The sequence below is a fragment of the Photobacterium sp. GB-1 genome, assembly GCF_003026165.1.
In the GTDB taxonomy this organism is placed as follows: domain Bacteria; phylum Pseudomonadota; class Gammaproteobacteria; order Enterobacterales; family Vibrionaceae; genus Photobacterium.
In genome coordinates this window covers 69840-84277 of sequence record NZ_PYOB01000001.1, presented here as the reverse complement: position 1 = coordinate 84277, position 14438 = coordinate 69840, and the positions used below count along the sequence as shown (strand labels likewise).

The window sequence follows — 14438 nt, the reverse complement described above, 5'->3', positions numbered from 1 at the left end:
ATTTGAAAATTAATTAAGTTGTTTCATTTAACAGGGATGAAACTGCGTGCTAATTTTGTCGCCACTGATTTATGGATACAAGTGTCGTAGACGGATTGTTACTTCTCTATTTAAGTAACCTAACTAAGTAAAGGGATTGCACTAAAGTGGACAACTTGTTTAAAAATAAAAACATTTAGGAAAAATAATGAAAAAGAATGCACTAAGCCTTCTAGTGGCACTATCTGTATTAGCTCCTGTTGCAGCACAAGCAGCCGTTCAACTACCTGCTGGTACTCAAGAGATCGGTGTACAAGGTAACGCAAAACTAGGTAGTGGCTGGCATGCAAATATTAACGGTACTTACGGTACTTTCGTTAAAGATAACTGGGAAGTAGGTGGTACTGCGACTGTTCGTGCTCAAGACGCTAATGATGAACTTAGTGGTCAGCTAGGTGTATTCACCGAGTACAACTTCGTGAACTCTACTAACTGGGTTCCTTACGTAGGTGCTGCTGCTGAAGTTGGTGGTCTATCTCTAAGCAACCAAGGTTCTGACAGCAACTGGGGTGCAAATGCTAAGTTCTCTGCTGGTGTTAAATACTTTATTAATCCTAACGTTGCTATCACTTCTGAAGTTAACTACAGCATCGCAACTGATAAGATCTTCTCTAGTGATTCTTACTCAAGCGAGCAAGCTAAGAACAGCCTAACTAATATCGTATTCGGTACTCGTTTCTACTTCTAAGTATAAACAGTATTACGATGTAATAAAAAACCCGCTTTAGCGGGTTTTTTTGTATCTAAAATAGGTGCCATAATAGCGAAATAGTGGTTTAAACCATCACAATAAGCCCCTGTTATTTATTAGCATAAGCGTGTTATTTAAGATACAAAGTCAATCAAGTTCCAAAAGCTTATAGGGTATGCTTAGAACCAAAAAGTCTGCTTATCCACTCACTTTTATTGTGCAGTGTGTCAGCAGACTTTTGTTATATATTGCTTGTTACAACATGGCTTTGTTTTTCTTAAAGCGTTTTAGTAACCAATTGCTTGATAAGCTAACAATAGCAATAGCGAGAGTAACAAATGGTGCAACCATTAATACCATTGTCGCTACTTTGGCGATTTTTTCTGGAAGAAGCGTTAATAAATAACCTAACCCTGTTAATAGTAATACCCAAGCTGTAGCACTTAACCAAGCAAAACGGAAAAAGTGAGCCTGACTTTTAATCCTAAATCCCATCATTAAAGGTAATAAAGGGCGGACAACAGGAATAAATCGTGCGGTAAACAAAGCAACAATACCATGACGAATAAGTAAATTATCCACAGTTTTCATTCGATGAGGTGGCACCATATTCACCCAGCCTTTTACTTTTGGTAGGTGATCTAGCCAGCGACCTTGCAAGTAAGCTAGCCAACTACCGATGGCTGATGCCACGATTAGTAAGAAGACAATCAATTTAAAATCGATGATCCCCATTGCACCTAATGTTCCAGCAAGAATAACAATGCTATCGCAAGGTAGGGGAGCTGCAGGTAAAAATGCACTTTCTAACCAAATGACAAATGTTACACAAACATAAATCATCACCATGCTTTCTGGGTTTTGTAATGCAACAAAATCTTGATGCCAGAGCGCAGAAAAAATAGATACAAATGAATCAAGCATCTATGTGTCCTTGTAATAAAAGTAGAAAATAAAAGTCGGTTGACGTTAGTGAAACAGTTGCTCCCGACTATGTGTAAAACGAAATTGAAAATTGGCTAGAGGTAAAAGTTTTTTCCGTTTTAAACAAAAATTTTCTATAGCTATCAGTATGTAAGAGAGTGAAACACTACTCTTTTGTTGTAACAAAGCAAGCAAATGATCACGTTGATGAGACAACGGAGAGCTCACCAGTTTAGGTAATGAGAGTAAAACGCGATAGCGCTGCGTTGAAGATATAAAAGTAGAGTCAACAGACGTTATTGGTGTCGTTTGTTTAAGGTATTGATTTGTATTAATAGCGCTTGCTGTTGCAGATGCACAGTGATGAAAGAAAATGCAACCAAGCAATAATGAGAAAACGTATAATCGTTGAATACACGGCATTGCTATATCTTAGTTAAAGTAATCTGCAGCGTTATTAGTACTGAAATTACAACTAAATAGCAAACGTTTAGTTGTGTACAAATATTGCAAATACGCGATGGTATCTGAATTAAAAAAGCCTCAATATCAAAAATATTGAGGCTTTTTATTTAGATTCTATTTTTATGTTATTTATTTTGAACCACTTTTTTCATTTGAGTACCAATGAAAATAAAGCTGAAGCCTTCAAATAGTAGTGATACACCAACAAAAATACCCAGTAATGACATAGAGAATTCTGGATTATTCATCAGGGTAAAGAAATAGATACCAATAGCAGTAGAAATCAAACCACTGATTACAATCCAGCGCCAACCTGCAAGGTGTTTACGACTATTAAAGCCAAATAGCATACGCGTAACACCGTTGAAAATCATTGTGGCAATCATTAATACGGTAATAGTAACTAAGCCAATAAACGGTTGGCTTAGAATAAATAAGCCGCCAATTAAATAGAATAGCGCACTAATAACGTACCAAATTTTAGTTTTCCAATCATGAATACTAAAGGTGTGATAGACCTGTACTAGACCAATCACAAGGAAAATGGTCCCTACAATTGTTGTGATTGTCATACCCGCAGCAATAGGTAAGCTAATTGCAAAAACACCGGCTAATGCGACAATAACTCCAACAATAATAAACCATTTCCAGCCTTTGCTAAGCATTGAGCTCACAGGGTTATCCATAATAAGTACCTTAAAAGTAAAATGTGTAATTTAAATGTTTTCCTAATACTAGACGTAATTATTTGATTTGCTAGTAAAACCTCTACTGATAAACAGTAATTTAAGTTTTTGAATAAAACATATGATGAAAATGGATAGTGAGTATTAACGAAAATTGAACTGGCAATGAAAATTGTGAAAAATGAAACAGGCGGGTAATTAAATGTGTTTTTTTGATCTAAAAAATAAAGATAAAAGAAGAAAGCCTCTCGTCATAGAGGCTTTTGCTTATTTATATTTTAAAGGTATTAAAGCTAGTGGGTTTTACCAATTCGGAATTTACGCTTATTCCAGCTTCTCACAACGGAATAACGCCATAAGCTACGGATGCCAAAATAGCCGATAAGCGCTGATACTACACTGCAAATAAAGCAGCCAAGTAAAAATGGGGGGCCAATTTGGCTCATTTGGTTAAGTAAAAAATCCCATGAAAGCTCAAAGTGAAACGCGATGTTAGGACTATTCAATACCCAAGCGCCTAACTTGTAAGCACCATAGAATAAAACAGGCATAGTCACAGGGTTACTTACCCAAACGAGAGCTACTGAAAGAGGCAGATTTACACCAAATAAAATAGCTAACCCAGCTGCCATAATCATTTGACTAGGAAGTGGTACGAAAGCCATGAATAAGCCAACGGCAAATGCACCTGACGCAGAACGACGGTTTAAGCACCATAAGTTCGGGTTATAAAGTACATTACCAAAGATCTTAAGTGCTTTTTGGCGCTTAATGACTTCATGGCTTGGTAAGAACTTTTTTATAAGATGTCTAGGCATAATTAGTATTTATTAAAATGGCGATAACAGCATGTTACAAACATCATTAGGTATCGCAATAGGTTTTCATTCACTGCATTGGTTATCATTTCTACCACCGTACTGGTGGTATATGACAGCAATAATAGTCAGCCTTGTTATTTTTTATTATTGTAAAAACCATTTTCTTTTCTGGTTTTCAATAAGTGCTTTTCTAGCGGTGTTATGTGCCGAACAATATCGTAAAAAAGTTGAAGACATTCCGCTAAATCGCACAAATCTTACCATAAATGTTCGTATAAGTGCTGTAATAAATGAAAATATACCAATTTCAAATATTGAAGTAGAGGTTGTTGATAATTATTTTCATTCACCGCCTGATAATCCTGTTTTGGATGCATCTCATAGGTTATTTCTGATCTGGCCGGATGCGCCAACATTAAAGCAAGGTCAAATTTGGCACTTACCTGTTAAGTTGAGTCGAATTGTTGGACGTGTAAATCAAGCTGGCTTTGATACAGAGCGATATGCTGTGAGTCGAAATGTACATGGTAATGCTGTGGTGCGTCATCGATTATCATCGCTGCCATTATTACTTCCATCAAGAATAACTTGGCGACAGCAACTCTATGATAAGGCGTTAGGTTATGTCGAAAATATGCCGAATAAAGCATACCTATTAGCATTAGCGTTTGGTGACCGAAGTGGATTAACGAAAGTAGATTGGCTTCATTTAAGAGACAGTGGAACGGCTCATTTGTTAGCTATTTCAGGGTTACACATCGCACTTGCCATGTTATTAGGATGGCAAATAGGCCTAAAATGTAAGCTTTTCTTGCCGCAGAAGCGTTACTTTATTTGGTTACCGATGATAACAGGGTTATGTATCGCATTTTCCTATGCCTGGTTAAGTGGCTTCACTACGCCGACCATACGTGCATTAATTATGTGTGTCTTTCTCGGGATCTTGAAAACAACAGATGTGTATTGGCGCCATTGGCAACTATTATTAGCTGCGTTAGCATTTAGTGTATTTATTGACCCATTCGCCATTTATAGTGCTTCTTTCTGGCTATCATTTTATGCCGTTGGTGTTTTAATTTTAGTTACCCTAAGCCAGCGCTATTTTACAGGAAGAAGCGTATTTGATGACTCGATATCGAGCAATCGCTTCAAAGCGTTTTTATTTAAACTAGCAAAAATTCAGCTTTGGCTATTGGTGCTAATGTTACCCATACAATGGTTATGGTTCGGTGGCGTATCGCTAGCAGCTCCTATTGCTAATATAGTTGCTGTTCCTTTGGTCAGTATCATCACGGTTCCTTTAGTATTATTAGCACTGCTGACGTTATGGTTTCCACCCGTTTCTTCATTGTTTTGGCAATGTGCTGACTGGTCTTTAATTCCTATCATTGAAGGGATCCAATGGTTGGAAGGTGCGTGGTATCCATTATCAGTGAACCTAACCCCTTTACTTTGGGGAGTTATCATCATTTTTGTTGCATTGATGTTATTGCCTTTATCATCATTTAAGTGGCTATATAGCTCGGTGATAGTAATTACATTGTGTTGGTTTATTAAAGAGCCGGTAAAGTCGCATTGGAAAATGTTGGTACTTGATGTTGGACATGGATTAGCGGTACTGATTATTAAAAATAACAAGGCTGTATTATATGATACTGGCAATCGATGGGAGGATAGAGCCGTTGCTGAAACCACTATTCTACCGATTCTGAGACAGCTAGGTATAAAGCAATTAGATTATTTAATTATTAGTCACGATGACAGTGATCATGCGGGTGGAAAAACAATCATTATCGAGAAGTTATCACCGCAATATAAGTACAGTAGTAATTTTGAAAAGGGATATTTGCCATGCCAGAAAGGCCAAACATGGCATTGGCAAGGTTTGACATTCAAAGTCCAATGGCCTTTACAGCGCGTGTATCATGCCCGAAATCCTCATTCTTGCGTTATCCATGTTCAAAATAGTGAGCTTCAAGGCCCATCCGTGTTATTAACGGGTGATATTGATGCGATTGCTGAGTTGATGATGTTAAAGAGCGCACCGACACTGGATGCTGATATTTTGTTAGTTCCTCACCATGGTAGCAAAACGTCATCAACGCATACCTTTATTGACACGATAAAGCCCTCATTAGCCGTTGTTTCGACTAGTTATTATAATGCATGGAATTTGCCAGCAAAAAGTATCAAAGCACGGTATCAGGATCGAGGGATTGAGTGGTTATCAACGGGAAATTCGGGGCAGATAAGCGTGACTATTAACGGACGAAACTACCAAGTTATTACTGAGCGACAACACTCAGCCACACAGTGGTATCGTCCTCGTTGGTTATAAGTGTCCTTTTTTCAATTTAGGATGTTCATCGCTTGGGTAAAGAACACTTATTGCTGCTTTTTTTTGCGCTAAAGATAAATTTTTCAAAAGGATGAGATACAAATTTGGTAGAGAAGGAAGTTAAGGGTAGAATATAAAAACTGTATTAGTAATAAATTGGTTTTCATGACTCAATTAACAGAAAAATCATCAAGCGAAACGTACAAGCGTTTATGGCCCTACATTAGCATTTATAAAGCAGGCCTTGCTGTTGCAGTGATCGCTCTTATCATCAATGCGATTGGTGATACCTTATTGGTTTCAATGATCAAGCCACTGCTTGATGAAAGCTTTGGTGGATTAGACAAAATTGATTCTAATTTCCTAGCGATGATGCCAATCTATTTAATTGGCTTAATGATAATGCGTGGTGCAAGTGGCTTCGTAGCAACTTACTGCTTATCTTGGGTATCAGGCAATGTTGTAATGAACTTACGTCGTCAGTTATTCCAACACTTCATGAAAATGCCTGTTTCATTTTTCGATAAAGAATCTTCAGGGGCATTGTTATCTCGTATTACTTACGATTCAGAGCAAGTTGCGTCAGCTACCAGTAGTGCATTAGTGAGCATTGTACGTGAAGGGGCATCTATTATTGGTCTAATGGTATTGATGTTCTGGAATAGTTGGCAACTATCCGCAATTTTGATTGTGATTGCCCCTGTTGTTGCAATCAGTATTCGTATTGTATCAAAGCGTTTTCGTAAAATTTCACGAAATATGCAGGATGCGATGGGGTCTGTGACGTCATCTGCTGAGCAAATGCTAAAAGGTCACAAAGTCGTATTAAGTTACGGTGGTCAGCAAGTAGAAAAAGAGCGCTTTGATAAAGTGAGCAATCAAATGCGTCGCCAGACCATGAAGCTTGTTTCTGCTCAGGCTATTTCAAACCCCGTAATACAGGTTATAGCGTCTTTTGCTCTTGTCGTTGTATTAATTTTGGCAAATACGCCATCTTTACGAGCGGAACTAACACCAGGTACGTTTGCCGTTATATTTGGTTCGATGTTCGGCTTGATGCGCCCATTAAAAGCGCTTACAAGTGTTACTTCTCAGTTCCAACGTGGTATGGCAGCTTGTCACACCCTGTTTGAATTAATGGATTTAGAAACCGAAAAAGACAATGGTAAAGTTGAAGTTAAACGTGTGAAGGGCGATGTAGAGATTAAGAATGTAACCTTTACTTATCCGACAAAGGACACTCCAGCATTGCGTAATGTGAGCTTTAGCATACCGGCAGGTAAAACATTAGCACTAGTCGGTCGTTCGGGTTCTGGTAAGAGTACCATTGCAAACTTATTGACGCGTTTCTATGACATTGAGTCAGGTGAAATAAACATTGATTCGGTTGAAATTCGAGATTACAAACTTTCCAATCTTCGTAACCAAGTGGCGGTTGTTTCTCAAAACGTACACTTATTTAACGACACTATTGCAAATAATATTGCTTATGCAAGTGAAGGTGCATACAGTCGTGCAGATATTGAACGTGCAGCTGAACTGGCTTATGCGATGGACTTTATCAAAGGCATGGATAAAGGCTTAGATACTATTATCGGCGAAAACGGTGTCAGTTTATCGGGCGGTCAACGTCAACGTCTTGCGATTGCTCGTGCGCTGTTACGTGATGCGCCTGTGTTAATTCTTGATGAAGCAACATCAGCACTTGATACTGAATCTGAGCGCGCAATTCAAAGTGCCTTAGATGAACTTCAAAAAGACAGAACGGTACTGGTAATTGCTCACCGTTTATCTACGATTGAAAATGCCGATCAAATCCTAGTAGTCGATGATGGTGAAATTGTTGAACGCGGTACTCACGCAGAGCTAATTAGCCATGATGGTGCATATGCACAACTTCATCGAATTCAGTTTGGTGACTAATGGCATCCCTTATTGAAAAAATGTGGTTTCAGCATCCGCCTAAAGGGGGGATGCTGTTACTTTACATTCTGCTTTGGCCTGTATTTAAACCCTTAAGTTTTTTATTTGGGGTGATTAGCCAACATAAAAGACGACAATATTCTGCTGGTAAAAAACAAGCGTATAGCGCGCCTGTACCTGTTGTTGTGGTTGGCAATATTACTGCGGGTGGCAATGGTAAAACGCCTGTTGTCGTGTGGCTGGTGGAACAACTACAAGCGCAAGGTTTAAAACCGGGTGTGGTTTCTCGTGGTTATGGTGGTAAAGCGCCGCATTATCCCTATTATGTTGAAGCGACAACTAGCACTGATATTGCAGGTGATGAACCCGTACTTATTCAACGAAGAACGAACGCCCCCGTAGCTGTTGCACCTAAACGCAGTGAAGCTGTGAAGATGCTATTAGATCACAATGTAGATGTGATCATCACTGATGATGGTCTTCAGCATTATGCATTGGATCGTGATATTGAAATTGTTGTGATTGATGGTCAACGTCGTTTTGGTAACGAGCATTTATTGCCATTGGGGCCATTACGAGAAACCTGTGAGCGTTTAGATAGCGTTGATTTTCTGATTTGTAATGGTGGTTCAGCGCAAGCAAATGAAGCATCAATGACATTAGTCCCAACCGATTTAATTAATGTGAAAACAGGTGAGCGTTGCTTGATAGGTGACTTAAAAGATATCGTAGCTATTGCGGGTATTGGTCATCCTCCTCGCTTTTTTTCTACCCTAAATCAATTAGGCGTAACCCCTGTTTTATGTCAGCCTTTTGCTGATCATCAAGCATTTGAAAAACAAACATTGTTAGAGTTAGCCCATCAAGGGCAGCATTTAGTAATGACTGAAAAAGATGCCGTGAAGTGCTATGCGTTTGCTGAAGATAACTGGTGGTATTTACCCGTTAATGCAGATATCGCTCAGCCTCAGGCAACAGACATTATTAATAAGATCATTGAGGTAAAGGAAACGTATGGATCATCGTCTGCTTGAAATCGTTGCTTGTCCTGTATGTAAAGGCAAGTTGAGTTACGATAAAAAAAATAATGAGCTGGTATGTAAATTTGATCGTTTAGCTTATCCTATTAAAGATGGCATTCCAGTTTTACTTGAGCCAGAAGCACGTACGTTAAGCTCTGACGAGGTTAAATAATGACATTTACCGTTATTATTCCTGCGCGCTATCAATCTACACGTTTACCGGGTAAACCGTTGGCAGATATTGCAGGTAAGCCAATGGTGCAGTGGGTTTACGAGAAAGCGATAAAGTCCGGTGCCGATCAAGTGATTGTTGCAACGGATGATCAACGCATTGTTGATGTGGTGAAAGGTTTTGGTGGTGAGGTGTGTTTAACACGCACAGATCACGAATCTGGTACCGAGCGTTTAGCTGAAGTAGTTGAGAAATATCAATTAGCCGATGATCATATTGTCGTTAATGTGCAAGGGGATGAGCCACTTATTCCTGACACGATTATCCGCCAAGTTGCTGATAATATTGCGCATAAAGACGCACCTATGGCGACATTAGCGGTAGAAATTGATCACTATGATGAAGTATTTAATCCAAATGCTGTAAAAGTTGTTACGGATAAAGATGGTTATGCATTGTATTTTAGCCGTGCAGCCATACCTTGGGATCGTGATAATTTTGCCAAGCAGCCACGAATTGTGCATCATAATTTACTTCGTCATATTGGTATTTATGCATACCGTGCAGGGTTTATTAAAACCTATATCAATTGGGCACCAAGTGCACTTGAGCAAATAGAGTCTCTAGAGCAATTGCGCGTGCTTTGGCACGGAGAAAAAATCCATGTTGATGTGGCAATTGATGCACCACCTGCGGGTGTAGATACGCCAGAAGATCTGGAGAAAGTTCGTCAGTTCGTGGGTTAAAAATGCAATAACAGATAAAGCCTAAACAGAGTTTAGGCTTTTTTATTTGTCTTGATTATGGAATAGAGATCAGGCTTTATATCTATTAAATACAAAGTCGTAAGTTACAAGTGTTACAGTGATAACGTCACTTGGTTTAACGGATGAGGATACAATCCATGGCATTTATTAAGAAGTTATTTTTAAGCCAATGGAGCACTGATTTTCGCTACGTCAAACCTGCGATAAAAAATCAAAATGATCATGTAAAACAAGTCTGGAATGATGAAAAAGAAAATACATTTGGCATCGAGAGATTATTCAAACTTTTTCTCGTTCTATCATCATATATTTTTCCTGGACTGTATATTCGACATATCTCTGGTAAGTTTGGATTATTAGCAAGGAAAATATGTTCAGAAGTTTATGTTATTCTTAAATTAATAACACCGATACTGATCTTTAATTTTAATCTTGAATCATCACCATTCTCTATTTTATTTATATCTTATTTACTATTAGAAACGTTGCTTTATTTATTAAGTATCATTTTTCTTTCAGATATCTATAGCCCGCCAATATCTAAAAAACGTTCATTTTTAATGTTAGTTATTAATTATATCGAAGTCTGCTTAGGTTTTGCTGTTTTATATAAAGCGACAGGTGGAGTGAGCAATCTAGTCTCCAATTTTGATGCGATATATTTTAGTTTTATTACGGCGACAACAATAGGGTATGGGCACATGGCACCAATCGGACATGATGCGAAAGCCTTGGTGATATTACATGCAATGTATAACTTTATATTTATAGGTTTAATTTTAAGCAATTTTGCTATTAATATCACTTATAAAGATAGTAGCTACAGAGTAAAGGATAATAAAAATAGTCCGCGTAAAGCTGATTAACAGGGCAATGTATTGCCCTGTTAGATAGACTTATTACTGTGCTGTTTTTACACGGATACGACTTTTGTCTACCATCGTTTCATTTAAAGCTTTCATCGCACGGACTGCTTGTTGCTCATCGTCCATTTCTAAAAAAGCAAAGCCTTTTGACTTACCTGTAATTGTATCTAAAACAAGGTTACAGTTTCCTACTTTGCCAAACTCTTCAAAAATTTTACGAATTTGGATTTCAGTGGTGCTACGAGAAAGGTTACGAACTAGAATTTTCATTTAGAGATCTTTTATTTGGTATGTTTTACTATTTTAACACGAAAAATATCGAAGAGAGGTATATGGCGGAGTAAGAAATGAGGAATACAGATATTTCTATTACCTATATTGAAAAGCGATCACCGAAATAAATGATGTAAAACAGTGACCGCTTTTAGTGGCAAGATGATTTATAACTTAGCTAACGTTTCGTCTTCTTCTTTAATTAAGTTTTCTTTCTCTTTTTGTGCTTTTTCACTGAGGTGAGCTTGTGGTTTTTCTTTGTGCTTAATGACTTGACGCTCTAGACGGTCAAAGGCTTCGTTGAATGCATCGATTAGCTCGTTAGCTTCACCAGTAGCGTCGATTTTACCTAGGTTAGACTTAGTTGCGATTTCAACAGTAAACTTACGGCCTTCCTCAAGTTTCATAAATACATCTTTGCTTTGGAAAGTAATTTTGAATTTATCAAACTTAAAGAATGCTTCTTTAATATGTTGTTCTAGGTAGTCTGGAAGTTCAAAACCGCGTGCTGTAATTTTAATGCTCATAATAAGTTACTCATAATGTGTTGGAGTTTATGCTTAATAAGACTAGTCTAAAAATGATTATCTAACGTGATCTATGTCACATTAATTACCATAAGAGGATTTGTTAAAAAGAGGAAGGTCTTGATTGCTTAATAAGCAATTTATAGTGATGGTAATAATGAAAAATAAAGTATTTATCGAATAAGAATGAAAAAAACACTATTTATTAAAATTAAATAATAAATAGTGTTAATGAAATGTAATTTTTATGTTTTTTACTAAAAAAGTAATCTTTGATTGAAAAGTGAAAAACTAAAAAAAAGTGAGATTTTTATTTGTTAATACAAGAGCAATCATAGCTAAATTATGTTTAAGCGTGTGTGTCAATAACGTTTGGTTGTTTCTCTTTATCTATCTCAGTCGTTTTATTTAAGCCTAAAATACGAGAAGTAATAGTTCCTGCCGTCATTGAGCCACTAACATTTACTGCAGTTCTTCCCATATCAATTAAAGGCTCAATCGAAATTAACAAGCCTGCAAGTGCAACGGGCATACCTAATGTTGAAAGAACGATAAGAGCGGCAAATGTCGCACCACCTCCAATACCTGCAATACCAAAAGAGCTGACGGTTACAATGGCAATAAGGGAAATCATAAAGCTGGGATCTAATGGATTAATGCCCACTGTCGGCGCAATCATTACGGCAAGCATAGCTGGATATAACCCCGCACAGCCATTTTGTCCCATCGTAGCGCCAAAGGAAGCAGAGAAGTTAGCAACCGCATCGCCATTGCCAAGCGATTTTACTTGAGTATCAATGTTTAACGGAATTGTGCCAGCACTTGAACGTGAGGTAAAAGCAAACGTTAGTACCGGTAATATCTTCTGCAAAAAGCGCAGAGGATTGACCCCAACAAAGCTAACGAGTACTAAATGCAATACCAGAATTAACCCAAGCCCAACATAAGATGCGATAACAAAATTCAATAAACTTAGAATATCGTCGTAGTTAGAGCCAGCAACCACTTTCGTCATTAATGCCATCACACCATAAGGTGTTAAGCTCAGTACCATGCGTACGAGTGTACGTACAATTTCTTGGGCAACATTAACAAACTTTTCAAAGCTAGCGCCTAACTCTGGATTTGTTTTAATAACCGTTAAGCCAGCCATACCAACAAATGCAGAGAATATTACAACGGCAATCGTAGAAGTAGGACGCGTACCCGCTAAATCAGCGAAAGGGTTAGAAGGGAAAAATGAAACTATCATGTCTGCAAACGACACATTCGCAATACTGCCCAAGCGTGTTTGTAATGCTTCACCTCGGGCAATTTCTCGCGCACCTTCAACAATACCATCAGCGGTTAAACCAAATAGGTGAGTGATCATTATGCCGATTAAAGCAGAGATTGCTGTTGTTGCTAATAAAATACCTATGGTGAGAAATGATATTTTACCCAGCGCACTTGAATCTTTCACCTTAATAATTGCGCCAATGATAGAAACCATAATAAGTGGCATAACAATCATTTTTAACAGGCTGATATAACCCGCCCCAACAGTATTAATGTACTCGAGGGTGTCACTAACGACAGGCGTTTGTGGGTGATATAACCATTGTAGAGCAGCGCCAAATAAGACACCGAGAATTAATCCGGTAAAAACGCGTTTTGAAAGGGTGCTATCGGTACGTTGCTGCTTAATCAACAAGGCGATCAGTAGCGTAAAGACGGCTAAATTTATAATTTGATACATACTGCTAACCTTTAAATTATCAATATAATAAAAACGAGAAAGCAATAATTTGCAGTTAAATAAACTGATGCTTGTAAAATTTAGGAATTAAAATGTTAAGCAATTATTGTTTCTGATTGGAGAAGAATCATAGTGGCTAACGCTTTTTTCAGATACATTTTTTATGACGTTTTTTAGCTTAATTGTTTTGTATATATAACTTTTAGCTATATGTGTTTGTGATAATACGTTGAGGACGACTCAGAAAAATAAAGAAAGGTAAGTGATCTTGGCAAAAAAAAGCCCAGTAATGATTTACTGGGCGATCAGGGCGTTTTGTATGGTTTTAGCCTGCAACGGTTAATGCATCTGCACTATTATGATTGTTTACATCCGTGCTTGGCTCTTTATGGTTAGCAAGAAATGTACGCAATTGTTGCCATAAACTGCCTAGTTTTTCATGCCAATAACGTTCAGTTTGGTTTAAAAACTGCGAGCTTGGCGCGTAGCGTATCCAAGGTTGTTTAATTTTGTTCGTCGCTAAAAAGTTAGTCGGTGCTGGAATTGGATACAGTCCAGCTTGATGAAATTCATACAAGGCTCGCGGCATATGGCTGGCTGAAGTAACAAGTACTAAGCTTTTATCACCAACAACAGAAGCAGCTTGATGCGCTTCTTCCCAGGTATCTTTCGCTGTTTCCAACAACAGAATATCCGATTTACTCACTCCCAATGCTAGGGCGACTTTAGCCATCATACGAGCTTGACTGATATTGGTTCCACCACCGTAACCGGAAAGGATTATTTTAGATCCCGGATACATTCGCGCAATACGAATACCTTCAACTAAACGCATTAACGCAGTACGTGAAAGTTCTGAGGTGATAGGAAACGTTTTATCGATCACATGACCACTACCAAGCACCATAACAAAATCGATAGGTTTAGATGAACCGACAAAAGCGGGATATTGTTGCTCTAATGGTCGCAATAAACTCGTAGAAACAGGCTGAAAAGAGACGGCAAAAATACCTAAAAAAGAGAATGCAATAATTCCCGAAGCGAGTTTTTTCTTACGCGTAAACCATAAAAACAATAATCCAATAACCCCAATGATCAGCAGTGCTGGGAGGGGCATAAGGAGTGTTGCGATTAATTTTTTTAATTCAAACATGAAATGTAGTCCGAAATTTCAGCAGTTGAGCTT

The 14438-nt window shown here is 38.0% G+C and carries 14 protein-coding genes; 7 read left to right on the top strand and 7 right to left on the bottom strand.

Going from position 1 to position 14438, the window contains the following annotated elements:
• Positions 1-187: 187 nt before the first annotated feature.
• Complete coding sequence (locus C9J45_RS00370) at positions 188-727, top strand: outer membrane beta-barrel protein (protein ID WP_107205748.1); 540 nt, start codon at positions 188-190, stop codon at positions 725-727.
• Between the two features lie 258 nt (positions 728-985).
• Here C9J45_RS00370 and C9J45_RS00365 read toward each other — a convergent pair whose 3' ends face one another.
• The 3 genes from C9J45_RS00365 to C9J45_RS00355 all read right to left on the bottom strand — a co-directional run bounded on the left by C9J45_RS00365 (position 986) and on the right by C9J45_RS00355 (position 3623).
• Positions 986-1654 (bottom strand): DedA family protein, encoded by a 669-nt coding sequence (locus C9J45_RS00365; RefSeq protein ID WP_107205749.1) that lies wholly within the window; start codon positions 1652-1654, stop codon positions 986-988.
• Between the two features lie 590 nt (positions 1655-2244).
• Complete coding sequence (locus C9J45_RS00360; RefSeq protein WP_107205750.1) at positions 2245-2805, bottom strand: HdeD family acid-resistance protein; 561 nt, start codon at positions 2803-2805, stop codon at positions 2245-2247.
• Between the two features lie 293 nt (positions 2806-3098).
• Positions 3099-3623, bottom strand: a complete 525-nt coding sequence (locus C9J45_RS00355; protein WP_107205751.1) for a DUF2062 domain-containing protein — start codon at positions 3621-3623, stop codon at positions 3099-3101.
• A gap of 31 nt (positions 3624-3654) precedes the next feature.
• Here C9J45_RS00355 and C9J45_RS00350 point away from each other — a divergent pair, with 31 nt between their 5' ends.
• The 6 genes from C9J45_RS00350 to C9J45_RS00325 all read left to right on the top strand — a co-directional run bounded on the left by C9J45_RS00350 (position 3655) and on the right by C9J45_RS00325 (position 10714).
• Entirely contained in the window at positions 3655-5964 is a 2310-nt protein-coding gene (locus C9J45_RS00350; RefSeq protein WP_107292015.1) for a DNA internalization-related competence protein ComEC/Rec2, read from the top strand.
• Positions 5965-6129: 165 nt separating this feature from the next.
• Positions 6130-7887 (top strand): lipid A ABC transporter ATP-binding protein/permease MsbA, encoded by a 1758-nt coding sequence (msbA, locus tag C9J45_RS00345; RefSeq protein ID WP_107205753.1) that lies wholly within the window; start codon positions 6130-6132, stop codon positions 7885-7887.
• Positions 7887-8921 carry a tetraacyldisaccharide 4'-kinase gene (gene lpxK / locus C9J45_RS00340; RefSeq protein ID WP_107261677.1) on the top strand — a complete coding sequence of 345 codons (1035 nt, stop codon included), beginning with the start codon at positions 7887-7889 and terminating at the stop codon, positions 8919-8921. The genes msbA and lpxK overlap by 1 nt, the downstream gene beginning before the upstream one ends.
• Positions 8902-9081 carry a Trm112 family protein gene (locus C9J45_RS00335; protein WP_006645988.1) on the top strand — a complete coding sequence of 60 codons (180 nt, stop codon included), beginning with the start codon at positions 8902-8904 and terminating at the stop codon, positions 9079-9081. Before lpxK ends, C9J45_RS00335 begins: the two co-directional genes overlap by 20 nt.
• The gene (gene kdsB, locus C9J45_RS00330) at positions 9081-9827 is read left to right on the top strand and encodes a 3-deoxy-manno-octulosonate cytidylyltransferase (protein ID WP_107261675.1); all 747 of its coding nucleotides are present in this window, start codon (positions 9081-9083) and stop codon (positions 9825-9827) included. Before C9J45_RS00335 ends, kdsB begins: the two co-directional genes overlap by 1 nt.
• A gap of 158 nt (positions 9828-9985) precedes the next feature.
• Complete coding sequence (locus C9J45_RS00325) at positions 9986-10714, top strand: potassium channel family protein (protein WP_107205756.1); 729 nt, start codon at positions 9986-9988, stop codon at positions 10712-10714.
• Between the two features lie 33 nt (positions 10715-10747).
• Here C9J45_RS00325 and C9J45_RS00320 read toward each other — a convergent pair whose 3' ends face one another.
• From C9J45_RS00320 to elyC, 4 genes are all read right to left on the bottom strand, one after another.
• Positions 10748-10984 (bottom strand): RNA-binding protein, encoded by a 237-nt coding sequence (locus C9J45_RS00320; protein WP_107205757.1) that lies wholly within the window; start codon positions 10982-10984, stop codon positions 10748-10750.
• 170 nt (positions 10985-11154) lie between these two features.
• Positions 11155-11514, bottom strand: a complete 360-nt coding sequence (hpf, locus tag C9J45_RS00315) for a ribosome hibernation-promoting factor, HPF/YfiA family (RefSeq protein ID WP_107205758.1) — start codon at positions 11512-11514, stop codon at positions 11155-11157.
• A gap of 349 nt (positions 11515-11863) precedes the next feature.
• The gene (locus C9J45_RS00310) at positions 11864-13252 is read right to left on the bottom strand and encodes an L-cystine transporter (protein WP_107292014.1); all 1389 of its coding nucleotides are present in this window, start codon (positions 13250-13252) and stop codon (positions 11864-11866) included.
• A gap of 325 nt (positions 13253-13577) precedes the next feature.
• The gene (gene elyC, locus C9J45_RS00305; RefSeq protein WP_107292013.1) at positions 13578-14405 is read right to left on the bottom strand and encodes an envelope biogenesis factor ElyC; all 828 of its coding nucleotides are present in this window, start codon (positions 14403-14405) and stop codon (positions 13578-13580) included.
• Positions 14406-14438 lie beyond the last annotated feature (33 nt).

What these genes read in the sequence shown, in the direction of transcription:
- C9J45_RS00335 (WP_006645988.1), top strand. Translation starts at nt 8,902, where the DNA reads ATGGATCATCGTCTGCTTGAAATCGTTGCTTGTCCTGTATGTAAAGGC.
- C9J45_RS00370 (WP_107205748.1), top strand. Translation starts at nt 188, where the DNA reads ATGAAAAAGAATGCACTAAGCCTTCTAGTGGCACTATCTGTATTAGCT.
- C9J45_RS00325 (WP_107205756.1), top strand. Translation starts at nt 9,986, where the DNA reads ATGGCATTTATTAAGAAGTTATTTTTAAGCCAATGGAGCACTGATTTT.
- lpxK (WP_107261677.1), top strand. Translation starts at nt 7,887, where the DNA reads ATGGCATCCCTTATTGAAAAAATGTGGTTTCAGCATCCGCCTAAAGGG.
- C9J45_RS00310 (WP_107292014.1), bottom strand. Translation starts at nt 13,252, where the DNA reads ATGTATCAAATTATAAATTTAGCCGTCTTTACGCTACTGATCGCCTTG.
- kdsB (WP_107261675.1), top strand. Translation starts at nt 9,081, where the DNA reads ATGACATTTACCGTTATTATTCCTGCGCGCTATCAATCTACACGTTTA.
- C9J45_RS00365 (WP_107205749.1), bottom strand. Translation starts at nt 1,654, where the DNA reads ATGCTTGATTCATTTGTATCTATTTTTTCTGCGCTCTGGCATCAAGAT.
- C9J45_RS00320 (WP_107205757.1), bottom strand. Translation starts at nt 10,984, where the DNA reads ATGAAAATTCTAGTTCGTAACCTTTCTCGTAGCACCACTGAAATCCAA.
- hpf (WP_107205758.1), bottom strand. Translation starts at nt 11,514, where the DNA reads ATGAGCATTAAAATTACAGCACGCGGTTTTGAACTTCCAGACTACCTA.
- C9J45_RS00350 (WP_107292015.1), top strand. Translation starts at nt 3,655, where the DNA reads ATGTTACAAACATCATTAGGTATCGCAATAGGTTTTCATTCACTGCAT.
- C9J45_RS00355 (WP_107205751.1), bottom strand. Translation starts at nt 3,623, where the DNA reads ATGCCTAGACATCTTATAAAAAAGTTCTTACCAAGCCATGAAGTCATT.
- msbA (WP_107205753.1), top strand. Translation starts at nt 6,130, where the DNA reads ATGACTCAATTAACAGAAAAATCATCAAGCGAAACGTACAAGCGTTTA.
- elyC (WP_107292013.1), bottom strand. Translation starts at nt 14,405, where the DNA reads ATGTTTGAATTAAAAAAATTAATCGCAACACTCCTTATGCCCCTCCCA.
- C9J45_RS00360 (WP_107205750.1), bottom strand. Translation starts at nt 2,805, where the DNA reads ATGGATAACCCTGTGAGCTCAATGCTTAGCAAAGGCTGGAAATGGTTT.